At 70.1% G+C, this 21,175-nt stretch carries 23 protein-coding genes and 4 pseudogenes; 13 read left to right on the top strand and 14 right to left on the bottom strand.

From position 1 onward, the window contains the following. Positions 1 to 18 precede the first annotated feature (18 nt). A complete protein-coding gene (locus tag AC0KTA_RS35160; RefSeq protein WP_481052232.1) occupies positions 19 to 183 on the top strand; it encodes a hypothetical protein in 165 nt (54 codons plus the stop codon). On the opposite strand, the gene AC0KTA_RS35155 is transcribed toward AC0KTA_RS35160, so the two are convergent. Beyond that, a complete protein-coding gene (locus tag AC0KTA_RS35155) occupies positions 161 to 1,009 on the bottom strand; it encodes a class I SAM-dependent methyltransferase (protein ID WP_481052231.1) in 849 nt (282 codons plus the stop codon). The two genes, AC0KTA_RS35160 and AC0KTA_RS35155, sit on opposite strands and share 23 nt — an antisense overlap. A gap of 160 nt (positions 1,010 to 1,169) precedes the next feature. Here AC0KTA_RS35155 and AC0KTA_RS35150 point away from each other — a divergent pair, with 160 nt between their 5' ends. Beyond that, complete coding sequence (locus tag AC0KTA_RS35150) at positions 1,170 to 1,754, top strand: TetR/AcrR family transcriptional regulator (RefSeq protein WP_481052230.1); 585 nt, start codon at positions 1,170 to 1,172, stop codon at positions 1,752 to 1,754. A 101-nt stretch (positions 1,755 to 1,855) separates the two neighbouring features. On the opposite strand, the gene prcB is transcribed toward AC0KTA_RS35150, so the two are convergent. Both prcB and AC0KTA_RS35140 read right to left on the bottom strand, forming a co-directional pair. Further along, entirely contained in the window at positions 1,856 to 2,701 is an 846-nt protein-coding gene (gene prcB / locus AC0KTA_RS35145; protein WP_481052229.1) for a proteasome subunit beta, read from the bottom strand. 224 nt (positions 2,702 to 2,925) lie between these two features. Then, positions 2,926 to 3,423, bottom strand: coding sequence for a VOC family protein (locus tag AC0KTA_RS35140; RefSeq protein ID WP_481052228.1), 498 nt, complete (start codon positions 3,421 to 3,423; stop codon positions 2,926 to 2,928). 351 nt (positions 3,424 to 3,774) lie between these two features. Between AC0KTA_RS35140 and AC0KTA_RS35135 the strand changes: the two genes are divergently transcribed. Both AC0KTA_RS35135 and AC0KTA_RS35130 read left to right on the top strand, forming a co-directional pair. Beyond that, positions 3,775 to 4,653: a glycoside hydrolase family 16 protein gene (locus AC0KTA_RS35135; RefSeq protein WP_481052227.1), complete on the top strand. Its 879-nt coding sequence runs from the start codon at positions 3,775 to 3,777 to the stop codon at positions 4,651 to 4,653. A 192-nt stretch (positions 4,654 to 4,845) separates the two neighbouring features. Then, positions 4,846 to 5,517, top strand: a complete 672-nt coding sequence (locus tag AC0KTA_RS35130) for an AIM24 family protein (protein ID WP_481052226.1) — start codon at positions 4,846 to 4,848, stop codon at positions 5,515 to 5,517. A gap of 100 nt (positions 5,518 to 5,617) precedes the next feature. Here the strand turns inward: AC0KTA_RS35130 and AC0KTA_RS35125 are convergent, their stop codons facing one another. Further along, positions 5,618 to 6,871, bottom strand: coding sequence for an MFS transporter (locus AC0KTA_RS35125; protein WP_481052225.1), 1,254 nt, complete (start codon positions 6,869 to 6,871; stop codon positions 5,618 to 5,620). A 281-nt stretch (positions 6,872 to 7,152) separates the two neighbouring features. Here AC0KTA_RS35125 and AC0KTA_RS35120 point away from each other — a divergent pair, with 281 nt between their 5' ends. After that, positions 7,153 to 7,407, top strand: a complete 255-nt coding sequence (locus tag AC0KTA_RS35120) for a hypothetical protein (protein WP_481052224.1) — start codon at positions 7,153 to 7,155, stop codon at positions 7,405 to 7,407. Positions 7,408 to 7,495: 88 nt separating this feature from the next. Then, positions 7,496 to 7,626: pseudogene (locus AC0KTA_RS35115) on the top strand (IS630 family transposase); the annotation flags it as partial. Between the two features lie 42 nt (positions 7,627 to 7,668). On the opposite strand, the gene AC0KTA_RS35110 reads toward AC0KTA_RS35115, so the two are convergent. After that, positions 7,669 to 8,799 (bottom strand): amidohydrolase family protein, encoded by a 1,131-nt coding sequence (locus AC0KTA_RS35110; RefSeq protein ID WP_481052223.1) that lies wholly within the window; start codon positions 8,797 to 8,799, stop codon positions 7,669 to 7,671. An 88-nt stretch (positions 8,800 to 8,887) separates the two neighbouring features. Between AC0KTA_RS35110 and AC0KTA_RS35105 the strand changes: the two genes are divergently transcribed. Then, positions 8,888 to 9,412 carry a MarR family winged helix-turn-helix transcriptional regulator gene (locus AC0KTA_RS35105; protein WP_481052222.1) on the top strand — a complete coding sequence of 175 codons (525 nt, stop codon included), beginning with the start codon at positions 8,888 to 8,890 and terminating at the stop codon, positions 9,410 to 9,412. Here AC0KTA_RS35105 and AC0KTA_RS35100 read toward each other — a convergent pair. Beyond that, a complete protein-coding gene (locus tag AC0KTA_RS35100; protein WP_481056671.1) occupies positions 9,324 to 9,965 on the bottom strand; it encodes a DUF3995 domain-containing protein in 642 nt (213 codons plus the stop codon). The two genes, AC0KTA_RS35105 and AC0KTA_RS35100, sit on opposite strands and share 89 nt — an antisense overlap. Positions 9,966 to 10,185: 220 nt before the next feature. Between AC0KTA_RS35100 and AC0KTA_RS35095 the strand changes: the two are divergent. Continuing rightward, positions 10,186 to 10,346 (top strand): annotated as a pseudogene (locus AC0KTA_RS35095) (IS5/IS1182 family transposase); the annotation flags it as partial. Between the two features lie 3 nt (positions 10,347 to 10,349). Here AC0KTA_RS35095 and AC0KTA_RS35090 read toward each other — a convergent pair. The 3 genes from AC0KTA_RS35090 to AC0KTA_RS35080 form a co-directional block, all read right to left on the bottom strand. Next, the gene (locus AC0KTA_RS35090; protein ID WP_481052221.1) at positions 10,350 to 11,471 is read right to left on the bottom strand and encodes a serine hydrolase domain-containing protein; all 1,122 of its coding nucleotides are present in this window, start codon (positions 11,469 to 11,471) and stop codon (positions 10,350 to 10,352) included. Between the two features lie 580 nt (positions 11,472 to 12,051). Beyond that, the gene (locus tag AC0KTA_RS35085) at positions 12,052 to 12,276 is read right to left on the bottom strand and encodes a hypothetical protein (RefSeq protein ID WP_481052220.1); all 225 of its coding nucleotides are present in this window, start codon (positions 12,274 to 12,276) and stop codon (positions 12,052 to 12,054) included. 402 nt (positions 12,277 to 12,678) lie between these two features. Next, a complete protein-coding gene (locus tag AC0KTA_RS35080) occupies positions 12,679 to 13,797 on the bottom strand; it encodes a serine hydrolase domain-containing protein (protein WP_481052219.1) in 1,119 nt (372 codons plus the stop codon). A 187-nt stretch (positions 13,798 to 13,984) separates the two neighbouring features. Between AC0KTA_RS35080 and AC0KTA_RS35075 the strand changes: the two genes are divergently transcribed. Together AC0KTA_RS35075 and AC0KTA_RS35070 are read left to right on the top strand one after the other, a co-directional pair. Further along, complete coding sequence (locus AC0KTA_RS35075) at positions 13,985 to 14,635, top strand: TetR/AcrR family transcriptional regulator (RefSeq protein ID WP_481052218.1); 651 nt, start codon at positions 13,985 to 13,987, stop codon at positions 14,633 to 14,635. Positions 14,636 to 14,675: 40 nt separating this feature from the next. Beyond that, positions 14,676 to 14,990: pseudogene (locus tag AC0KTA_RS35070) on the top strand (dihydrofolate reductase family protein); the annotation flags it as partial. A 62-nt stretch (positions 14,991 to 15,052) separates the two neighbouring features. Here the strand turns inward: AC0KTA_RS35070 and AC0KTA_RS35065 are convergent. From AC0KTA_RS35065 to AC0KTA_RS35055, 3 genes are all read right to left on the bottom strand, one after another. Then, positions 15,053 to 15,496, bottom strand: a complete 444-nt coding sequence (locus AC0KTA_RS35065) for an RDD family protein (RefSeq protein ID WP_481052217.1) — start codon at positions 15,494 to 15,496, stop codon at positions 15,053 to 15,055. Between the two features lie 100 nt (positions 15,497 to 15,596). Further along, positions 15,597 to 16,367 (bottom strand): SDR family NAD(P)-dependent oxidoreductase, encoded by a 771-nt coding sequence (locus AC0KTA_RS35060; RefSeq protein WP_481052216.1) that lies wholly within the window; start codon positions 16,365 to 16,367, stop codon positions 15,597 to 15,599. A gap of 209 nt (positions 16,368 to 16,576) precedes the next feature. After that, on the bottom strand, positions 16,577 to 17,428 hold the full coding sequence (locus tag AC0KTA_RS35055) for a Rossmann-fold NAD(P)-binding domain-containing protein (RefSeq protein ID WP_481052215.1): 852 nt from the start codon (positions 17,426 to 17,428) through the stop codon (positions 16,577 to 16,579). Positions 17,429 to 17,510: 82 nt separating this feature from the next. On the opposite strand from AC0KTA_RS35055, the gene AC0KTA_RS35050 reads away from it, so the two are divergent. Next, positions 17,511 to 18,509, top strand: coding sequence for an AraC family transcriptional regulator (locus AC0KTA_RS35050; RefSeq protein WP_481052214.1), 999 nt, complete (start codon positions 17,511 to 17,513; stop codon positions 18,507 to 18,509). A 311-nt stretch (positions 18,510 to 18,820) separates the two neighbouring features. Continuing rightward, positions 18,821 to 19,222: a hypothetical protein gene (locus AC0KTA_RS35045; RefSeq protein WP_481052213.1), complete on the top strand. Its 402-nt coding sequence runs from the start codon at positions 18,821 to 18,823 to the stop codon at positions 19,220 to 19,222. An 88-nt stretch (positions 19,223 to 19,310) separates the two neighbouring features. Here AC0KTA_RS35045 and AC0KTA_RS35040 read toward each other — a convergent pair whose 3' ends face one another. Further along, positions 19,311 to 20,204, bottom strand: a complete 894-nt coding sequence (locus tag AC0KTA_RS35040; RefSeq protein WP_481052212.1) for an NAD(P)-dependent oxidoreductase — start codon at positions 20,202 to 20,204, stop codon at positions 19,311 to 19,313. 402 nt (positions 20,205 to 20,606) lie between these two features. After that, positions 20,607 to 20,846 (bottom strand): hypothetical protein, encoded by a 240-nt coding sequence (locus tag AC0KTA_RS35035; RefSeq protein WP_481052211.1) that lies wholly within the window; start codon positions 20,844 to 20,846, stop codon positions 20,607 to 20,609. A gap of 132 nt (positions 20,847 to 20,978) precedes the next feature. Between AC0KTA_RS35035 and AC0KTA_RS35030 the strand changes: the two are divergent. Continuing rightward, positions 20,979 to 21,138, top strand: a pseudogene (locus AC0KTA_RS35030) (IS5/IS1182 family transposase); the annotation flags it as partial. Between the last annotated feature and the right edge of the window lie 37 nt (positions 21,139 to 21,175).

The following is a 21,175-nucleotide window of genomic DNA, read 5'->3' as shown; positions in this document are numbered from 1 at the left end:
GGACAGGGCCGATCGCAGGTGGGTGCGGAGCATCTCGGTCCGTACGTCGTCTCCGCGCAGCAGGGTGTCGAACAGCAGGGATTCTCCACCGCGAGCCAGGTCGGCCACGATCTGGCGCAGAGCCGGGCCGCCGCGTCGTGGACCTCGTCGGGCCAGGCCCTCAGGCCGGGCGGACCGCCGTGACCAGCCACGACGTGCTGAGCAGCCGGACCGTGCCGTCCGCCGCCTCGTGGTCGCGCAGGTGTTCCGTCAGGGTGCGGCGGGCGCGCGGCCGTGCAGTCGCGTCGGCCCGCTCCATCAGGTGGCGGCCGGGGCCCGTCCCCAACAGGAACTCCGTCGCGTCATCGGCTCCGCGACCCCACGCTCCGTACGCCTGCGCCTGGTTGATGGTGATGCCGGTGAATCCGGCCTCGGTGAGGACGTCGCGGATGCGGTCCGGGGCGGCCAGGGAGAACATCCCGGGCAGCCCCGGCCTCCCGAAGTCGCCGACCGGCAGGAAGTCGCGCAGTAACGCCACCACCGCCGCCCAGGCGTTGAGCGTGGCATCGGCCGGACAGACGAACGCCAGGCGCCCGCCGGGTCGCAGTGCCCGGCCGACGTTGCCGAAGGCCGCCACGAGGTCGGCGAAGAACATCACCCCGTAGCGGCTGATCGCCGCGTCGAACGCGCCCGCCTCGAAGGGGTACACCTGCGCATCACCTTGCGTGAAGGAGACGTTGGCGATGCCCTCCCGCTCCGCGCGGGTCCGCGCCTCGGCCAGCATCGGGCCCGACAGGTCGAGACCAAGCGCGCGCCCTCGGGGTGCCCGGAGCGCGGCGAGACGTGTGGTCTGCCCGGAGCCGCAGCCGAGGTCGAGGGTCCGGTGATCACCGGTGATTCCGGCGGCGTCGAGCAGCGGCTCGTTGAAGCCTTCGTTCACGGCGTTCCAGCGGTCCTGGTTGCGGGCCCAGTGGGCGCCTTCAGGGCCGTTCCACGCCTGTGCCTGCTCGGTGTTGACGACGTCTGGCACGGGTGCCTCCTGTGGTGGACGTACGGATGATGGGCGCGAGCCCAACTGGTTTGGGCGCACGCCCAAACAGTATGGGCATGTGCCCAAACTAGCAATCCCCGCTACGATCTGGAGAGTTGTGCCCCTTGAGGGCGACGGAGGCAGAACGGAAGAGAGGCCCATGTCACCGCGCGGAGTGGCAACGCCGGACGTACGCGAGCGACTGTTCGCGGCCGCCGAGCGCGTCGTGGAAAGGAGCGGGCCCGGCGCGCTCACCAGCCGGGCCGTCACCACCGAGGCGGGCTGCGCCAAGGGGCTGTTGCACGCGCACTTCGCGGGGCTCGACGAGTTCGTGGCCGAGCTCTGCCTCGACCGGTTCGCGCGGACGGCGGAGAAGGCGCAGGCGCTGTCGGAGCTTGCCGGGCAGGGCACGGTGGCGCGGAACCTCGACGCCGTCGCCCTCGCGCTGTTCGACTCCGGCGGCCCCGCCATCTCGGGCCTCGCCATGACCCGCCCCGCCGCCGCGCTGCGCATCCGCGAGGCCCTGGAAGGCGGGGCGCCCGGCTTCACCGCGATCCAGGAGGCCATCACCGGCTACCTCAAGGCCGAGCGGGGGCTCGGCCGGGTGGCGGAGACCGTCGACCCGCGCACGGTGGCACTCGCCATCGTCGGCACCGCCCACCATCTCCTGATGACCAGTTGGCCGGGCACACCTGACCCGCGGCCCCCCATGACGCGCCTGGTGGCCGTGCTCGTGGACGGCTAGAGACTGTCTGGCGCCCTCGTGTCAAAGCGTGTGGCCACGGCACGGGTAGATCTTCAACCGGTTGACCAGCCGCTCGACTTCGCTCCTGCGGGCACTGCCGCTCAGAGCAGCGGAGCCCGTGGCCCGTCCGGTGCCTCCAGGCGGCGGTCCACCACCGACCGGGCGACGTCCGCGACCTCGTCCTGGGTGAGCTGCCGGTAGCCCTCCTCGGTGACCAGGGCCACGCGCGGAAACAGACGGCGCGTCAGGTCGGGGCCGCCGGTCGCCGAGTCGTCGTCCGCGGCGTCGTACAGCGCCTGGACGGCGGCGAGGACGATGTCCTGCTCGGACATGCCCTCGTGGTAGAGCTTCTTCAGGGAGCCGCGGGCGTAGACCGAGCCCGAGCCGGTGGCGGCGATGCCGCGCTCCTCGCTGCGGCCGCCGGTGACGTCGTACGAGAAGATCCGCCCCACGCCCTTGCCCAGGTCGTACCCGGCGAACAGCGGCACCACGGCGAGGCCCTGCATCGCCATGGAGAGGTTGCCGCGGACCATCGTGGTGAGCCGGTTCGCCTTGCCGACCAGGGACAGGGCCGTGCCCTCGATCTTCTCGTGGTGTTCCAGTTCGAGCTGGAAGAGCTTGATGAGTTCCACGGCGAGGCCGGCGGTCCCGGCGATGGCTATGGCGGAGTGCTCGTCGGCGGGGAACACCTTGTCGTAGTCGCGGTGGGCGATGACGTTGCCCATCGTCACGCGGCGGTCGCCCGCCACAAGGACGCCGTCCGCGTACGTCGCCGCGATGATGGTGGTGCCGTGCGGCGCCTCGAAGCCGTCGTGCGCGACCGGCAGGGCGCGCCTCGCGGGCAGCAGGTCCGGCGCCTGCGCCGCGAGGAAGTCGAGGAAGGACGAGGTCTCGGGGGCCATGAAGGCGGGCGGAAGGCCCCCCGTCCCACGCGGATCAGTGTTCATGCGCGCCCCTCCCGAGCCTGCCGCCGGATCTTGAGGCGCAATCTACCCCTTGCCCTCAAGTCCCTAACCGTTCCCGGCCAGTTGCCAGGAACAGGCCGTGGAGCCGGGGCCCGGCACTGCGCGCATCCCGGACGATCCTGGATGCGCCGGCCTCCCGCGTTCCTAGGGCCAGGGCCGGCCACCGTGCTCCAGCCCGACACCCCGGCCAGCGCATAGGCACGTTGTCAGCCGAGGTCAGAGGCCCGGCCGGGGAAGAAGTCGGCGCTTTGGACGTACTCCATCGCCTTGGTGAACTCCGGGTCGCTGAGGCGGCGTTCCATCTCCTGCGGGCTCAGATCCTCCACGCGGGTCTGGATCCAGTACAGGTTGCCCAGCGGATCACGCACCCGCCCGACCCGGTCTCCGAAGAACAGATGGGTGACCTCGGTGACCGAGGTGCCGCCGGCCGCAACGGCCTGACGGTGCACGGCGTCGGCGTCCTCGACGTAGAGGCGGAGGAAGCCAGGGGTCGGCGGCCACTCCGGCTGCGCGTCGAACAACATCACCACCGAGTCGCCGATTCGTACCTCCGCATGCTCGACGCTTCCGTCCTCACCGGTGAGACACGCGAGCTCCTCCGCGTCGAAGGCCCTCTTCATGTAGGCGATGAGCTGCACCGCGTCGCGAGAGATGATCCACGGCGTCACGGTGGTGTAGCCCTGGGGAACCGGCTTGACGGACATCTACTGCCTCCTGGAGCACGAACCACAACCTGGTGGAGACGCTAACCCCCGTATAGGTCAGTTTCTGTCCTATACGGGCGCCATTGGCATCGTGACCAAGGCGCGCTGAGGCGGAACCCTGCGAGACGGGTCAGTCAGACGTAGGACTTGATCGTCTAGGGCCGCTGGGCAGTTGGTCCGCACCAACGCCTTGACGCCCCCTGCACACCTCCCTTAAATCAAGCAGTGAAGAAACCGTCGCGGAGGATCGCGTACCGCGTTCAACTTCCGACGCGACGTTTGTCATGCGCACGCCCGCACGCCCCCACAGCAGTCCCGCGTGCGCCCACTCCCCCCACCCGAAGCGATGTGATGACCGTGCCCTTCTCCTGGCGCCGCCGCACGGCGCTCTGCGCGCTCTCCCTGGTCTGCTGTGCCACCGTCGCGACCGCGGCACCGGGCGCGGCAGCCGCCCCCGAACCCGCGCCCGCCCCCGCACCGGCCCGCGCCAAGGCCCTCGCGTTCTCCGACGACTTCAACGGGCCCGCCGGGTCCGCGGTCGACGGCGGCAAGTGGCAGATCGAGACCGGCGACAACGTCAACAACCACGAGCGGCAGTACTACACGCCGGGCAACAAGAACGCGGCGCTCGACGGCCAGGGCAACCTGGTCATCACCGCCCGCAAGGAGAACCCCGGCAACTACCAGTGCTGGTACGGCCGTTGCGAGTACACCTCGGCCCGCCTGAACACCTCCGGCAAGTTCACGTCGACGTACGGCCATGTCGAGGCGCGCCTGAAGGTGCCGCGCGGGCAGGGCATGTGGCCCGCGTTCTGGATGCTCGGCGACGACATCGGCAGCGTGGGCTGGCCGAACTGCGGCGAGATCGACGTGATGGAGAACGTCGGCAAGGAGCCGAACACGGTGCACGGCACGCTGCACGGTCCCGGCTACTCCGGCTCGGGCGGCATCGGCGCCGCGTACTCGCTGCCCGGCGGGGAGGCCTTCGCGGACAAGTTCCACACGTTCGCCGTGGACTGGTCGCCCGACAAGGTGACCTGGTCGGTCGACGGGCACGTCTACCAGACCCGCACCCCGGCCGACCTCGGCGGCAAGCAGTGGGCGTTCAACAAGCCGTTCTTCCTCATCCTCAACCTGGCGGTCGGCGGCTACTGGCCCGGCGACCCGGACGGCAGCACGACGTTCCCGCAGACGCTGACCGTCGACTACGTCCGCGTCACGACCGGCTGACGCCAGACCCCTCGGACACGTTCCAGTCCTTGTCGGGCACGTTCCAGTCCTTGGTCGAAGCCCTCGGGCCGAAGGTCGCGGTCCCGCCCGCGCGGACCGCGACCTCGGTTCGGCGGACGTAAACCGCCGACCCGTGCGAAGTACCCCGCCGGTGGCTTGGCGGAGCCCACCCGGGCGCGGCACGATGCCCGCATGAAGAGCGACCTTTTCTCCGCGGAGCACGTGGCGCAGCCCGCGACCGCGCCCGGCATGAGCCTGCACAACTCCAAGTCGATCCGGTACGCCGTGAGCGGCGAGATGATGGCGCGGCAGGGCGCGATGGTCGCCTACCGCGGGAATCTGCAGTTCGAGCGCAAGGGCCAGGGCGTCGGCGGGATGCTCAAGCGCGCGGTCACCGGCGAGGGGCTGCCGCTGATGGCGGTGCGCGGGCAGGGCGAGGCCTGGTTCGCGCACGAGGCGCAGAGCTGCTTCGTCGTCGACATCGAGCAGGGCGACTCGCTCACCGTCAACGGCCGCAACATCCTCTGCTTCGACGCGTCGTTGTCGTACGAGATCAAGACCGTGAAGGGCTCGGGGATCACCGGCGGCGGGCTCTTCAACAGCGTGTTCACCGGGCACGGCCGACTCGGGCTCATCTGTGAGGGCGAGCCGCTGGTGATCCCGGTGTCCCCGCAGGCGCCGGTGTTCGTGGACACCGACGCCGTCGTCGGGTGGACCACCAGCCTCCAGACCTCGCTGCACCGTTCGCAGTCCATCGGCTCGATGATCCGCGGCGGCTCCGGTGAGGCGGTGCAGCTGAAGCTGGAGGGCGAGGGCATGGTGATCGTCCGGCCGAGCGAGGCGACGCCGCACAAGCCGCAGTAGGAGTCCAGTCCGGCGTCCGCCCCGCGCCCATCGGCCGTTCAGCAGGTCCAGCTGATTCAGCTGATTCAGCTGATTCAGCAGGTTCAGCAGGTTCAGCGGTTCAGCTGCAGCCGACGGGCGTCGCCGTCTCCGTCGGCGCGGCGGGCGCGTCTGCCGCCCGGTCCGCTCGCGACAGCCGCGTACGCAGCATCGGCAGGGCGCACAGCGTGAGCAGGAGGGCTCCCGCCCCGGCGGCGAGGGCCACCGAGACGCCGGCGGTGGTGCCGAAGCGGTCGTAGACGACGCCGGTGACGGCCGCGCCGATCGCGACGCCGCTCTGCAGGCCCGCGATCATCCACGTCATCGCCTCGGTGAGCTGGTGCTCAGGCGTCGTACGCTCCACGATGCCCATGATCACCACCATGGTGGGGGCGAAGAAGACCCCGGCGAGGAACACCACCGCGATCATCCCGGCGACCGAGTCGACGAGCAGGAACGGCAGCGTGGTCAGGGCGGTTCCGGCGACTCCGACGAGCAGCAGGCGCGGCAGCGAGACGTTCGGCGTCCGGGCCCCGAAGAGCAGCCCGGACAGCCCCGAGCCGATCGCGTACACGGCGAAGACCAGGCCCGCGAGGGACTTGTTGCCCTGCTCCTCGGCGAACGCGAGCCCCATGGTGTCGACCATGCCCGGGATCGCGCCGCCGCAGAGCAGCACGAGCGCGAGCAGCAGCACCGGTGCCGACCGGATCGCGGAGGTGCCGCCGGTGTGCTCGGCGCGCGTCTTGACCGGCGGTTCGGTGCTCTTCTGCGGTACGAAGAGGGCGACGCCCACGAGCAGCAGGAGTCCCGCGAACAGGGGTGCGGCCTGCGGGAACAGCGCGGTCGACAGGACCACGGCGAGCGCCGGACTGATCACGTACGTCAGCTCGTCGACCACGGACTCCATGGAGTACGCGGTGGTGAGCTGCGGCGTGCCCCGGTAGATCTCCGTCCAGCGGGCGCGGACCATCGCGCTCATGCTCGGCATGAGACCGGCCAGCAGGGCGAACAGGAACAAGGTCCAGCTCGGCGCGTCGGCGGTGGCGCACAGCAGGAGGGCGGCGAGGCCGAGCACGCTGACGCCGGTGGCGAGCGGCAGCACGCGGCTCTGTCCGCGGCGGTCCACGGCCTTGGAGACCTGAGGGCCGAGGAAGGCCATGGAGAAGGTGAAGGTGCCCGCGACAAGGCCGGACAGGGCGTATTCACCGGTCGTCTCGGACAGCATCGTCAGGATGCCCATATGGGTCAGGGGCAGCGGAAGGCGGGCTATGAGGCCGGCCGAGCTGAACGCCTTCGCGCCGGGGGCGGAGAAGATCTCGCGGTATGCGTTTGGCATTGCCTGTCCTGTGAGTGGAATCGGCCCTCGGCCTGTGCGGGCATGCGCCATCACCCGGTGCACGCGACCCGCACGGACAACTACCGGGACTATCGTTCCACTTTCTATCACGGTCTGGGTGGGCCGTCTGCGGGAGCCGGCACGCCCGGCGCGGGCGTCCGCAGGAGCCTGCACGCGCGGCGCGGGCGGGAAGGCCCCGCACATCCGCGAGCGGGCGGGCGGGCCAAGGCCCGGTGGGCGCACGGTTGGGGGCCGGCTCGGTTGTCGCTGTCGGCGCGCTCGTGCATGCGCGCACCGTTGTGCCGGACGAGTACTTCGTGCCGCCGCACACCGTGGCGCTCGACGCGCCGGTGCGGCTGCTGGCTCCGGGCGATCCGGGCCTGGCCGAGGCCGTCAGGCGGGTGGGCTTCGCACAGGTGGCGTTCGGCGTCGACGCGGAGTGGACCGACCGGATCAGCCGGTACGAGCACATCGCGGAGGTGCGCGTCGCCGAGTTCGGCACGCACGCGGACGACGAGGTTCTGAAACTCGGCTAGCGCCGCATCAGCGGCCCTTGTGCTGTGGTGAGGTGACGCGCCGTCCGGATTCCCCTCCGGCGGCGCGCGTCCGGCACGCCGTCCCGGCGTGGCAGAGCGCGCGCGGGTCCGTGAGATCGACGACGAGGCAGACGGCTGCTGCGGATCATCCGCAGCGGCACCGGGTCGGCGGTGACCTGGCGCCGCGCCCAGATGGCGCTGCCGTCGGCCAGGGCCATGGAGGATGTCGGGGCACTTACGGCGGGCCAAGGCCCGGTGCCGCTAGCTCGATTGCCGAATACCGCGCTGCCGGATACCGCGGCGCCAGACGTCGGCGATGGCACGGCTGGCGGTGATGTCCCGGGTCGGGTCGCCGTCGACGAGGACCAGGTCGGCACGGAGACCGGGGGCGATGCGGCCGCGGTCGGTCAGGCCAAAATGCCGGGCGGTGACGCTGGTGCCGGCGGCCAGTGCTTCGAGCGGGGTGAGACCGGCCCGGACCAGGAGTTCCAGCTCGCGGTGCAGGCTGTCGCCGTTGCGGGGCGCGAAGGGGTTGGCATCAGTGCCGGCCAGCAGCGGTACGCCGGCCCGGCGCAGTGCGCCGGCCACGTGGGCAGCGTTGGCAAGGCGGTCCGGTTTGTCGCCGCCGATGGACTCGAAGTAGGCGAGCGTGCTCACCACGAAGACACCCTGGGCGGCGACCCTGGAGGCCAGGGCGTCGGCGACCGGATCACTCGATGGGGTGTCGGACCAGACGTGAGCCAGGCCGTCGACGCCCGCGTCCAGCGCGAGCGCGGTCTCCCTGGCGGTGCACGCGTGCGCGATGGCCTTCAGCCCGGCGGTGTGGGCTGCGTCGACAAGGGCGGTCGCGGTGTCCCACCCGAGGGCGGGCACCGGTGTCCCGGCCATCGACCCGTCGTCGATCACGATCTTCAGGTAGTCGCTGCCCTCAGCTGCCCGAGCGGCGACGAAGGATGCCGCCTGGGCGGGGTCGGCGATCGTCTCGAATGCTCCGGCCGCGTCCTCGGGGTTCTCCAGCATGGTGGATATCGCCGCCATGACCCCCGTCGGATGGCCGCCCGGTGCCGTGGCGAGGATTCCGGCGCTGCGGAGATCGGCGACGTCATCGCGCTCCGCGGCCAGCTTTCGCTGGCGCCGCAGGTTCGACGGCAGGCAGAACATGTCCAGTTCGGTGGTCACGCCGTACGTCAATGCCCGCGCGAGGCTGCCGTCGAACGTGTGCGTGTGCGCGTCGATCAGCCCAGGGAGCAGGGTCTTGCCCGCGCCGTCGAGTTCGATGTCCGCGCCGCGGCCGTCCGGTTCGGCGATGCGGTCGTCGTCGATGAGGACGTCGGCGCTTCCGACGGCCCGCACGCCGTCGAAGGCGCGCACATCACGGATGAGAGTTCGCACAGCGGTCTCCTCAAATGCTTCACTCGAAGATACTTCGCCAGAGGATAGTACTCTGGCAAACTATCGTCTGGCGAATAGACTTCGTGCCATGAGCGAAGGTGACGCGAACGCGGTGGACAGAATCGTCGAGGACTGGCGACGGGAGCGGCCGGACCTGGAGATGTCCGCGCTGGCAACCATCGGCCGTCTGGCGTTCGTCGCCGAGAACGTCGTCGCCCCTGTTGGGGAACGAGCAGTGGGGCGGCACGGCATCGGCAAGGGTGAATTCGACGTACTCGCGACGCTGCGGCGGACCGGTGCCCCGTACGCCCTGAGCCCGTCCGCACTTTCCGCCGAGCTGATGATGTCGCGAGCGGGGATGACGAAGAGGCTGGACCGGCTGGAGAAGGCCGGTCTTGTGGAACGCACCCTCGACGCCGGTGACCGCCGCAGCTTCCGTATCACCCTCACCGCAGAGGGCCGTCGTGTCGCCGACGCCGCCCTCACCGACCTCGCGGCCTGCCTTTCGGCCCTGGTCTCCGAACTCACCGACACTGAGCGCGACGGCCTCGACCGAGCACTCCACGCCCTCCTGAGCGCCGGGCTCGGCCTGTCGCACGAGCGTGGAGCGTAAACCCACAAGTGAGCCGCAAGGGGGCAGTTCTGGGAGCCGACTGGGCGGAGGTGTCCAGGTGCGTCGTGCTGGACAGCGGCAGCACCTCGATACCGACGCCACGGGCCAGCAGGAGGGCGCTGACGCCCCACCCCAGCCACCTTGCCGGCAGAGCGGGAACGCCCCGGAGCCTGGACCGGGCAAGTAGCCACGCCAGCAAGGCGCCGAGGAGGCACAGCGCACCCACGCCCCACAGACCGGCTACGACGAACCACAGTGGGCGCTCGGTGGCCGGCGGACCCGCGGAGATGCTCAGCCCCACAGCACCGCCGACGGCCCAGTAGAAATGCAACCCGGCGAACGCGGCCGCCCACAAGCACGCGGTACGCCCCCACAGCGTGGACGGTTCTGCGCCCGTTCCCTCGGGTCGGCGTCTCACCGCTGACGGGTCGATGCTCGAGCGGGGCGGCGCGCCGTCGCTCTCGTCGTCCCGCCGCAGCAGCTCCACCCGCCGCTGCTCCAGCTCCACCGTCTTGTTTCCGTTCACGACCGCCGTGAATTCGTCGAAGGCCATGTTCGACAACGACCGCCCCGTGCGCCTGCGTAGCCACGGAATCAAGCCCAGCCCCGTGAACCACCGCCACACGCTCTCCACCAGCGCGAACAGCGCACCGAAATCAGACTGGCGCATGATCCGCTTCCCCCATGCGGCGGAGGCGCCGCCATGGAGATCCACCGCATGGCGGAGAGTGCCGTGGGAGCAGGCCGGCTTCGGTAGAGGGCAGAGAGTGCCCCGTCGGCCGGCTCGCTCGACGCGTCCGGATCGGACTTCGATGCGATACGCGAGGTAGTGGCCGCCACGGGCGTGCTCCAGGGCAGATACCGGCGGTCGCTGGACTCGGCGGTGCTGCAGGACACGATGGCCACCCAGGACACCGTCACGCAGCTGATCGCATTGTCATCGCTGTTCACCGTCGCACAAGGCGTTGTCGACGAGTGTGCGGGTGGCGGCATTGAGGGAAACCGAGTCGGGGCGGCTTCCGGCGCTGGTGATCGACACTGCGACGGAGCGGCTGCCGTCCGGGGTGACGCCGGTGCGGGTGTAGGAGCCGAACCCGTCGCCTTCGTGGTGCCAGTAGCCGCCGCCGCAGGACAGGGGGACCCAGCGCAGCCCGAGGCCGTACCCGCCCCGCGGCCAGTCGGCCAGGTCCTCGGAGTCGCCGGTGCGGGCCACGGTGTGCTGCATCTGGGCCAGTTGGGCGGGTGGCAGCACCTTGCCGGTGGCCAGGGCGCGGAAGAAGACGTTCAGGTCCGCGGTGGTACTCACGACGGCCGAGTCGGCGGTGTGCTGGAGACTCTGCTCGGTCACGTCCTGCCGCGCTCCCTGGGGGGTGCGCAGGTACACGCGCGCGTGGGGGCCGGGCAGGAACGGATTCGCGCCCGCGATGTAGGTGTGCCGCAGCCCGAGCGGGGCGATGATGCGGTGCTCGATCTGCTCGCGCCAGCCGAGCCCGCCTGCCTTCTCGATGACCATCGCGGCAAGGAGGTAATTGGTGTTGGAGTACGCCCAGCGGGGGTGCTGGTGGTCGGGCGTGAACAGCGGCCGGTGCCGCATCGCCACCGCGACCCACTCCTTGGGCGGGGTCGCGTCGTAGCGGTGCTTGCCGAAGTCCTCAGCGAGGGCGCGGGCCAGCTCCGGGTCGTCCACATAGTCGAACAGGCCGCTGGTCTGCTGCAGCAGATCCCCGACCGTGATCTTCGATCCGTCATTGCCGTTGCCCGACACGACGCCGGGCAGCCACTTCTCGACCGTGTCCGCCAGCGACAGCCGGCCGTCGGCGACCAGTTGCAGAGCGGCAGTGGCCGTGAACGTCTTGGTCGTACTCGCCACCCGGAACTGGGCGTTCCACGGCACCTGCTTCCCGCTTCCGGACCGGGCCCGCAGGGCACCGTGCCCGGTGTCCACCTCGGCCAGAACCTTCACGTCCCCACCCGCCGCCCGCACCGCACGGACGTCCGCCTCCAGCACGCCGCGGCTGTAGCCGCCGCGCTCGCTCCCGCCCGACTCGGCAGCACCCACGTGCGGCGCCACCGCGACTGTGGCCGCGACAACCGCCGTAGCCAGAGCCGCAACACCCGCCCGCCCCGCCCTCACCCAACGGCCCGCTCGCCGGTACGTGTTCATCGTCCGTACTCCTGCTCCCCAGGCCCACCACGGGGCCGACCAACCCTGTCCGGCGAGGACCGTCCCCCGCACCGCCGACAAGCCAATCAGCGCACAACGCGGCGGACCATGGACTCAGGCCCCCAGTGCCCGGTGGAGCTAGCCCCCCGTCGCGTCCTCGTGAGCTTCCCTGGATATGATCAACCGACGCGTGACCAGCGCGACTGCCGCTGCGACAAGGGAGGTTGATGAATATGGCCCGCCAGACGCTGCATCAGCTTGTCCTTGTCCGGGTCGTGCGAGGTTGGTGAGCGACCCGGTCGTCTGAAACGACCAGGAGTGTCGCGTGTCTTCGTCTTTCTCTTCTTTCTCAGTGACCGGTACGGATCTGACCACTGACCGTCTTGTGCCGCGGCCACGGCCCGCGGGTCGGCCGTCTGCTCGCGCCCTGCCCGGCGGGCTGAGCTTGACTCTGACAGCCGCTCCGCTCATGCGCTCAGTCGCTCCAGCGGTCGTGGATCTCGCTCAGCGTCGCGAACCACACATCGTCGTGCTGCCGCGCGTGGCGGATGAACCGCTCCAGCATCATGATCGCGTGTGCCTGCCCGCTCACGAGGCCGTGCACGGTGAGGGTCACGACGCCGCCGGGCTCGTTCAACACCTCGACGTCCGCGATCACCGGGAACAACAGCTCCTTCAGCTGGAGTACGACCTCACCCACGACCCCGAACTTTCGGCCCAACTACCTTGAGCACGGGTCATTTTCGGGCGACTTCAGGTGCCGATCAAGGACATCATGCCGTCACTCAGAGTGGCCGCGTCACAGGAGTTGAGCCAGAGCCATTTCTCGTGAACATCCGCAGGCCGAGACCTCGGCGGCTGCCGCCCGAACTGGCGGACAAACGCTGCTGCTGAAAGTGAACGAAGCCACGAGCACGACGTCCTGGACGAGGACGTCGCCTGCGTCTCTCCCCGCTGGTCGGCACCGACTTCGCCGCACCGCATGTACAGGTGCCCGTCGAGCTCCACGAACAGCGCGGCCCGCTCCAGGTGCTCGCGGTGGCGTAGCCGGGGCCGGGCAAGTGCGCGACACGGAACGCCCCATGCACCGCTCTCCGGCCGGTCATCCGTACATCGCCACGCGGTACAGAGCCGCAAGCGCCTCGTCGATGGGATGGGGCTGCGGCTTGCCGGAGGAGTCGAGCCTGTTCCACCTCTGCAGGTTCACCGCGACCGCCATCTGCCGCTTGCCGTCGGCACGGGTCATGGCCAGCGCTCCACCGCCCCAGACCGTGCCGCCATGACCCCAGAAGGTGCCCCGACCGGGACCCTCCATCGGGTGCAGGCCGAGGCCGTAGTCGATCGTCTTTCCCTCTTGGGAGACGACCGGGACGGTGCGTTGCATCTGCGCCAGCGACGACGGGCTGACGATCTCCCCGGCCAGCAGCATGCCGTAGAAGCGGTTGAGGTCCGCGACGGTCGATATCAGTGAGGCCGAAGGACCCACCCATGACATGTCGTAGACGCTGTAGTCGCGCGGCGGGTCGATCATGCCGAACCACGCCTCGTAGAGCTGCGAGTGCGGCCCGTCGACGTACGGTCCGGCGGGGAGTTCGGTGTCCCGGAGCCCGGCGCGCTCGATGACGTTCCGGGTGATGTACCGCTCGGCCGTGGTGCCGGTCGCTTGTTCCAGGAGTTGGACAAGGAGCAGGTAGTTGGTGTTGGAGTACACCCCCGGAGTGCCGCCCGGGGTGCCGACGGCAGGTGCGGTGACCCCCATCTCGATCAGCTCAGTGGGGTCGAACCGCGTGAGCCGGTGGTCGTCCAGGCTCTGGGGTCCGGTGTCGGCGAGGGCGGGGAACGCCTTCAGGGAGGGGTAGGCGTACGGGAGGTACTCGGCGAGGCCGCTGGTGTGGTTGATCAGCATCCGGACCGTGATCGCGTCACCGCGTTCTCCGGGAACCAGCTTCGGAAGGTACCGGCCGATCGGTGTGTCGAGACCGATCCGACCGCTCTCGACCTGCTGCAGGATCGCGGCGGCGGTGAAGGTCTTGGTGATGCTGCCGACGCGGTGCCGCATGTCGGCGGTGACGGGGCGGCCGGTGGCGACATCGGCGGCCCCGGCGGCGCCGCGCCAGATCTGGCCGCCGTCTCGCACCTCGGCGAACAGGCCCGGCATCCCGGCGCGGTGGACGTCTTCGATGGCGGCGTTCAGCGCCGCGGAATCCAGTGAGTTCCTCACGTCATGCGTCCTTTCGTATACCCCGGGGCGAGCTACGCATCGGTCGCCCGACCCGGACAACAGGGCACGAGGGGCATGCCGGCCCGCCTCCTGCCGGGCCGCTCGGCATGCCCATGTCCTCATTATGCACGCGGTGCGTGCAACACCAAGTGCATGGGTTAGGCTGAGTCTCGACGAGAGGGGTGAAATGGCAGGCCGAAGGCGTTGGTCGACCGAAGAGATCCTGGATGCGGCGGCGGAGCTGCTGCGCACGAGCGACGCGGATTCGTTCAGCGTGCGCAAGCTGGCCGCGGCCCTCGGGACCGATTCCTCCAGCCTTTACCGGCACTTCCGCAGCAAGACCGAACTGCTGCGCGCGGTCGCCGACCGGATCCTCCTGGCCGCCATGGACGGCTACCGCCCCGAGGGCGACTGGAAGCAGCGCATCACGGCCCTGGCCCTGCGCGTGAGAGAGGCCTTCGGGCAACAGCCCCAGCTCGCCGCGGTCTGGGGACGTTACGCGTCAGGGGGCACCGGTTCCCGGCTGGTCATGGAAGAGGTGCTGCAGGCGCTGCGTGCGTCGGGACTGCCCGACGAGGAGATCCCAGTGGGCTACCACCGGATCGCGGTCCTCATCGCCGCGCTGATCGCCTCCGAGGCCGGGGCGAGCACGGTCACCCCTGAAGAGCACGAACAGGGCATGGAGCTGTTCCGCGTCGCGGTACTCGGCGCCGACCCCGAACGCTTCCCGGCCCTGGCCCACTTCGCCCGCGACGTCCGCCCCCTCGGGGCGGACCGTCGCGCCGCGTTCGAAGAGATCCTCGCCGCCCAACTCGCCCACATCGAGGCCTCGATCTGACCGAGCCAGCCGACCGGCTCGGGAGTGTCGGCAGCTTTCGACGGTGCGGCTCACCGACCTCGACTGGACGTTCGTCACCACAGGTCTGCCCGACGCCGTCACCGCCGCGCGCGAGCATGCCGAGGCTGCGTCGTCGGACAGCGGCAAGGACCTCGACGTCGTCCTCATGGGCGGCGGCGCCACGATCGGCTCGGCGCTCGACGCCGGGCTGGTCGACGAGTTGACGCTGCACCTGGCGCCCGTCGTGCTGGGCGCGGGCACGCCACTGTTCACCGGCGGAGCGCCGCGTACGCTGGTGCAGCGGAGCGTGACCTCGACTTCGACCGCGACGCACCTGACGTACGACGTCCTCTGAGCCCTCTGAGTCCCCTCAGTCCGCTCAGTCCGCTGACGACATCGGTACGGAACCGGCCCTGGTCAGGCGCGGACGGCCAGGGTGTCCATGATCTTGTCGGAGAGCGTCTGCCGCTTCTTGTCGACCAGCGGCCAGAGGTAGCCGATGCCGAGGGGCAGCGCGTCCAGGATCTGCGCGACCTCGTAGACGAAAGCCCTGCCGAAGCCGACCGGTCGGCCGGTCCGCTCGCCCACGAGCATGATGTTCGTGCGGCGCTTGCCGATCGACTGGCCGGTGGTGCCCATCTCGTAGATCACCCAGAGCCAGCCGACGGTGCTGACGACCGTACTGATCAGGAAGCCGGCCTCGACGGCGGACTCGCCGATGACGTAGGCCAAGGAACCCGGCACCCCGACGACCAGGGTGTCGATGAGCTTCGCGCCGACGCGCGCGCCCCAACCCGCCAGGGGGTCCGGTGTGCCGTGGTCGTGGTCGACGTCCTGCGGCGATTCCTGGGTGTGGTTCACGTTTCTCCTCGTCGACATGGGTTGGTGTGGGTTGGCGTGGCCAGTGACGGTCCAGGCGGCCGACCATGACCGGCCGGCTGCCTGGTGCATACGCGTGGCCCTACTCGCGCAGGCTCCAGCCGCCGCAGACCGACCACACCTGCCCGCTGACGTACGCGGCGTCGTCGGACAGCAGGAAGGCCACGACGCCGGCCAGGTCTTCGGGCTCCCCCAGCCGGGGACCCCGGATCGACTGCGTGGCCCAGGCCACCACGTCCTCGTAGCCGCTCTGCTTCATGGCGTCGGTCAGCACCACGCCGGGTGCGACGCCGTTGCAGCGGATCCCCTCCTTGCCCCAGCGGCCCGCGATGTGCCGGGTCAGCGCACCGACCCCGGCCTTGGAGGCGGCATACGCCGGGCGGGAGCGGTCGCCGCCCCACGCCGCGCCGGAACAGGTGTTGACGATGACCCCGCCGCCCTGGCCGAGCAAGTGCGGGATGGCCTCCCTGCAGGTGAGGGCGTAGCCGATGAGGTTGATGTCGTTCGTGCGCCGCCATACCTGCGGGTCCATGTCCAGCAGGTCGGAGTCGCGGCCCAAGGTCTCCGCGGAGAGGGCGGCGCCGACGTTGTAGAGCCCGTCGATCCCGCCGAGTTCGGCGACCGCCTCACGGATCAGTGCCTGGACCGAGCGCGCGTCCGCCAGATCGAACTCGACGGCGATCGCGGTACGGCCCTCATCGGTGATGCGCTTGGCGGTGGCCTGCGCACCGTCGGCATTGATGTCGCCGACGACGACCGCCGCCCCCTCGGCGGCGAGCCGCTCGGCCGTGGCGGCGCCGATCCCGGTGGCGCCGCCGGCGACCACGATCCTCTTGCCGTGCAGTCCTCTCACGTTCTTCTCCCCTGATTGTTTTCCGGTGATTGTTTTCCGGCACGACGAACCGGCCGGCGGTGTGCCCTGGCACGCCATCGGGACGGCCGTGGTGCGGGAAATGGTCCGGCGCCGAACGGGTCTGCGGGGGCGGCCGGTTGGCGGCAGCGGGTGACGGGCCGTCACCGGCCTACTGATGAGAGCGGGCGTGAAGAGCCCGCCCGGGAGGGTCAGGTGTTCCAGACGCCCTGTCGGGCAGTGGTGGCGGCGTACTCGGAGAAGTCGCGGGGCGAGCGGCCCAGCGCACGCTGCACGCCGTCGCCGAGCACGGCGAGGCCACCGGAGCGGACGTGCTCGTACAGGCCGACCGACAGCTGCACCCATTCCTCGGGCACGCCCTGCGCACGCTGCTCTTCCGCGTACTCCTCCGGGCTCAACGCCACGTAGCGGATGTCACGGCCCGCGGCCCGGGCGATCTCCCCCACCGTGTCCCCGAAGGTCATCAGCCGCGGCCCGCTGATCTCGTAGTGCCGCCCGGCGTGCCCGTCCTCGGTGAGAGCGGCGACCGCCACCTCGGCGATGTCCTCGGCGTCGACGAACGCCTCCTCGCCGTCCCCGGCCGGAAGGCGTAGCTCGCCGCTCAGGACGGGGTCGCGCAGGAAGTCCTCGCTGAAGTTCTGGAAGAACCACCGCACGCGCAGCACGGTCCACTCCAGACCCGCGTGCTCCAGCGCTCGTTCCGTGGCCGCGACGTGCTCCTGCGCAGGGCCCCAGGCGTCGGAGGGCGTGGACAGGAGAACCGCGTGCCGGGCTCCGGCAGCCGCGGCCCGCCGGGCGAACGCGGCGACGTCCTCGGCGGCCTGCGGGCTGCCCAGGTCGGGGTGCACCAGGTACAGCTTCGTCACACCCCGGAGCGCCGGATCCCAGGTGCCGCGGTCCGTCCAGTCGAAGGGCGGGGTGCCGGAACGGGACGCTCCGCGGACGGCCACCCCGCGTCCCTGAAGCAGCCTGGCCACACGACGGCCCGTCTTTCCCGTCGCGCCCGTCACCAGGATCATCTCGTCGATCTTCGTGTCGTTCATGCGCTCCACTGAACCAGCGGCCCAAGAGCCCCACCATGCCGTGCGGACTCACGTCCATACGCGTTCGTCTACGCTGATCGGCATGGATCCGCGAGGATTGACGCGAGGACTGACCAGCACGGATTCGCTGACGGATCCGCTGCCGGGTGCCTCGGCGGATCCACTGACGGATCTGCTGAACGGGGTGCGGACCAAGGGCGCGATCTTCAACCAGACGTCGCTCACCGGGCCCTGGGCAGCGCGCTTCGAGGACGGTTCCCCGCTGGCTCTGGCAGTCCTCCTGCACGGCACCGTCTGGATCACCCCTCAGGACGAGGCACCGGTGCGCCTTCAGGCCGGTGATGTCGCGGTGCTCAGCGGTGGCGCACCGTACGTGATCGCGGACGACCCGGCCACCGAGCCGAGCGGGGTGATCAGGGCCGGAGGCCGCTGCACGACCGTGACGGGCGGGGAAGTGGTCGCCCCGCGAACGCCCGACACGGGCGCCTTGGACACCGCGGGGCCGGATCGCACGGTCCTGCTGAGTGGTCTGTACACGGTGGACACGGGCTCGCCGGGCCGGCTGCTCGCGGCCCTGCCGCCGCTGGCCGTCATCACGGCGGACGTGGGCACCTGCCCGGTCGGTGCGGCGGCCTTCGACGAGATCGCCCGCGAGGAACCCGGACAGCAGATCCTCCTGGACCGGACCTTGGACCTGATGCTCATCACTGCCCTGCGCGCGTGGTTCACTCGCCCCGGCGCCGAGGTGCCGGCCTGGTACCGGGCCCACAGCGACCCCGTCGTCGGACCCGCCCTGCGCCTGCTGCACGCCGACCCCGCACACCCCTGGACCCTGCCGTCACTGGCCGCGAAGACCGGCGTCTCCCGGGCGAACCTCGCCCGGCGCTTCACCGCCCTGGTCGGACAGCCGCCGATGGCCTACCTGCGCCGGCATCGCCTGGCCCGCGCCGCCGACCTGCTGCGCGACACGGACGCCACCCTCGCCGTCGTGGCCGAACGGGTCGGCTTCGCCAACGCCTTCGCACTGAGCACCGCGTTCAAGAAGGCACACGGCATCAGCCCGAGCGAGTACCGCCTCTGAAGCGTGCGCGGCGCGGCGAACGACCGCACGGCGGCAACCCGTCGCTGCAACAGCGCTCGCTGTTTTGTCTACCAGCACGAACATGGGCTGCGAGAAAACCGATCGGCCACTGAAATCACTGGGGCAAGGCCGGAACCGCCGCTCCCGACGACGGGGCGGGACGACGGTCTGCGCCCCACAACCGGGGGAGGGCGCAGGCGACAAGACAACACAACAGCTGGAAGGACAGGACTATGCGCACCGTACGGTCCCATGTGTTGAGCGACGCAGGGCCGCGCAAAGGAGAAGGAGAGAGGAACAATTCGCCGAGAATGCGCCGTGCCGCCGTCGCGGGCACTGCGGCCCTCGTGATGGGGTTGGGCACCGTGCCCGCCATCGCCCAGGGCCAGGGACACTCCCAGCCCGACGCAGCACCCGCCGTGGCGCCTGCCGCCCAGCGGACGGCCTCCGATCAGAGCGAGGTCCGGCGGTCGATCCCGTGGAAGAAGACCGGGCGCGGCAAGGTCAAGGCGTGTGCCCGCCACGGCAAGAAGTACGAGTTCAAGGTGAAGCTCCACAACAAGTGCAACGGCAGGTACACCTACCATTTGGAGATCGTGCGGGGCCCGGACCGGTGCAAGACGGTGCCCGCCGACAAGACGAGGACCGTGAAGTGGCGCTGGCCGGGCCGGCTGGCGAAGGTCACCAACGGCAACTCCGGCGGCCGCTGCTGACCTCCTGGCTGCCGTACGTGAACGGGCCCGGACACCTGTGGTGTCCGGGCCCGTTCACGTACACCCTGCGGCGGGCATGCGGCACCCCTCACTGCTTCCTGAAGTGCTCGATCAGACGTGAGTAGCTGTCGTTGGCATGGCCCTGAGCAAGAGCCTTGGTCACCAACTCCAGGGTGTAGCCGGGGAATTCGTCATTGATGCCCCGCGCGCGGCTCTCCTTGACCAGGTCCTCGACCGACGGCAGATGATGCTCGAGCGCCCCGAACGGTGTCGCGTACTCACCGCGGTCGACCTCGTCCGCGATCATCGGGAAGGAACCGAGCAGCGCGGAGACCGACGAACTGGCCTGCTCCAGGAACTGCTTCACCTCGATGCCCTCGCTCGACAGCAACGCGGCCGCGTGCAGGAATCCATTGAGCGTTCCCCACATGGTGCCGTGCACCGCCATCCCGTACAGGCTCGGAACACCGGCATCGGCCGCGATCAGACTGCCCTTGCCGCCAAGGAGACCGAGCACGGGCTGATAGCGCTCATACACGGTGTCGGAGCCGCCGTAGAACACCACCGTCTCCGGCTGCCCCACACCCGGAGCGATCGTCATGATCTGCCCGTGCAGGTACTCGGCTCCCTGGCCCGTGGCCCACTCGGCCACCTCCCTGGCCTCCGCCGAAGTCCCGTCCGTCAGGTTGAGCACGGCCCGGCCGGCCAGAGCGTCACCCGCTTCTTCCAGGATCCGGCGGGCGGTGGCATTGCCCTTCACACTGACGACCACGAGCGGGCCGGCGGCCACCGCGTCACGGACGCTCTCCGCCCGCAGCGCGCCCTTGGCGACCAGCGCGTCGGCCTTCTCCGGCGTACGGTTCCACACCGTGGTGGAGCGCCCACCGTCCAGGAAGGCAGCCGCGAGAGCACCGCCCATCTCCCCGAGTCCGATCACCGAGACGGCCGGTCGGACGGTGGTGTTTCCAGAGGTGGTGGTCATGAATATTGCCCTTTCTCGAGTTGCCGTGGCCTGCTCGTTCAGGGACACCGCGGCATGTCGATCGACGGTAGGAGCTCAACTGCACTTGAGGTCAAGGACCGATGTGCGTAGCGCTCTTGGGGAACGACCGTCCCTGCCGGTCCGGACGGGCGAGGCCGTCGACCTCATCACCGCTCTGCCCTCTGCCCGGTGGACAGCCGCATCGCCGCGACGAGCCTGCGCACCCTGCACGAGCACGCCGAGCGGTACCGCACCGTCCTGTACTGGCGGCCGACGGCTCCTGGCGCGCCTTGTTGCGCAAGACCTCCTGCGGTGTGGCCTACGCCCACCAGGAGGCCGACTACGCGTTTTCTCGCAGTGCGCGACGGTCTGCCCCGTGCGGCGCCGTGCGCGGAAGGGTTCCTACCGCACCTTCGCTGTCGGCTCTTCGCCTTGCTGAGCCTGCCGCACCCGCTCCGCCAACATGCGAACCAGCGGATTCAGCACCTTCGGGTCCGCTGCAGGATGCTGCTCATCCACGTTCAGATTCACCCACGCGTTCACGGCGCCCCGACGAAATTGAACAGAGGTGAAGCAGCCTGGGCCGAGGCAGTACTTGGACGTGAATACCTCATCAACGGCATCAAACCTGACGGACTTCACCAACGAGCTGTCTGAGCGCTTCCGCATACCGGCGAACTCGGCCCGGGAGATCTTCGCGCTGCTGAGGGAGTGGAGTCCGCACCGCGCCTCGGGCTGAAGCCGCTCGTACGCTGTATGCGGCCCGTCCGCTCCCGGCGCGGACCGCGCCGACGGCCCGCCAAGCTGCATGCCGACAAGGGCTACGACTACGACCATCCGCGGACATGGCTTCGCGAGCGCCGGACGGCACCGCATCGCCCGCAAGGGCATCGAGTCGTCACAACGGCTTGGCCGCCACCGCCGGGTCGTTGAGTGACTGGTGGTGGCGCCACTCGGCGTCCTCCTCGTCC

This window comes from Streptomyces sp. Y309 (genome assembly GCF_056712025.1).
This window is presented reverse-complemented; position numbering and strand designations above follow the sequence as displayed.

Bases quoted from the DNA above. Each gene is read 5' to 3' on its own strand.
- AC0KTA_RS35150 (WP_481052230.1), top strand. From the start codon at position 1,170: ATGTCACCGCGCGGAGTGGCAACGCCGGACGTACGCGAGCGACTGTTC.
- prcB (WP_481052229.1), bottom strand. From the start codon at position 2,701: ATGAACACTGATCCGCGTGGGACGGGGGGCCTTCCGCCCGCCTTCATG.
- AC0KTA_RS35140 (WP_481052228.1), bottom strand. From the start codon at position 3,423: ATGTCCGTCAAGCCGGTTCCCCAGGGCTACACCACCGTGACGCCGTGG.
- AC0KTA_RS35135 (WP_481052227.1), top strand. From the start codon at position 3,775: ATGACCGTGCCCTTCTCCTGGCGCCGCCGCACGGCGCTCTGCGCGCTC.
- AC0KTA_RS35130 (WP_481052226.1), top strand. From the start codon at position 4,846: ATGAAGAGCGACCTTTTCTCCGCGGAGCACGTGGCGCAGCCCGCGACC.
- AC0KTA_RS35125 (WP_481052225.1), bottom strand. From the start codon at position 6,871: ATGCCAAACGCATACCGCGAGATCTTCTCCGCCCCCGGCGCGAAGGCG.
- AC0KTA_RS35105 (WP_481052222.1), top strand. From the start codon at position 8,888: ATGAGCGAAGGTGACGCGAACGCGGTGGACAGAATCGTCGAGGACTGG.
- AC0KTA_RS35100 (WP_481056671.1), bottom strand. From the start codon at position 9,965: ATGGCCTTCGACGAATTCACGGCGGTCGTGAACGGAAACAAGACGGTG.
- AC0KTA_RS35075 (WP_481052218.1), top strand. From the start codon at position 13,985: ATGGCAGGCCGAAGGCGTTGGTCGACCGAAGAGATCCTGGATGCGGCG.
- AC0KTA_RS35055 (WP_481052215.1), bottom strand. From the start codon at position 17,428: ATGAACGACACGAAGATCGACGAGATGATCCTGGTGACGGGCGCGACG.
- AC0KTA_RS35050 (WP_481052214.1), top strand. From the start codon at position 17,511: ATGGATCCGCGAGGATTGACGCGAGGACTGACCAGCACGGATTCGCTG.
- AC0KTA_RS35045 (WP_481052213.1), top strand. From the start codon at position 18,821: ATGCGCCGTGCCGCCGTCGCGGGCACTGCGGCCCTCGTGATGGGGTTG.
- AC0KTA_RS35040 (WP_481052212.1), bottom strand. From the start codon at position 20,204: ATGACCACCACCTCTGGAAACACCACCGTCCGACCGGCCGTCTCGGTG.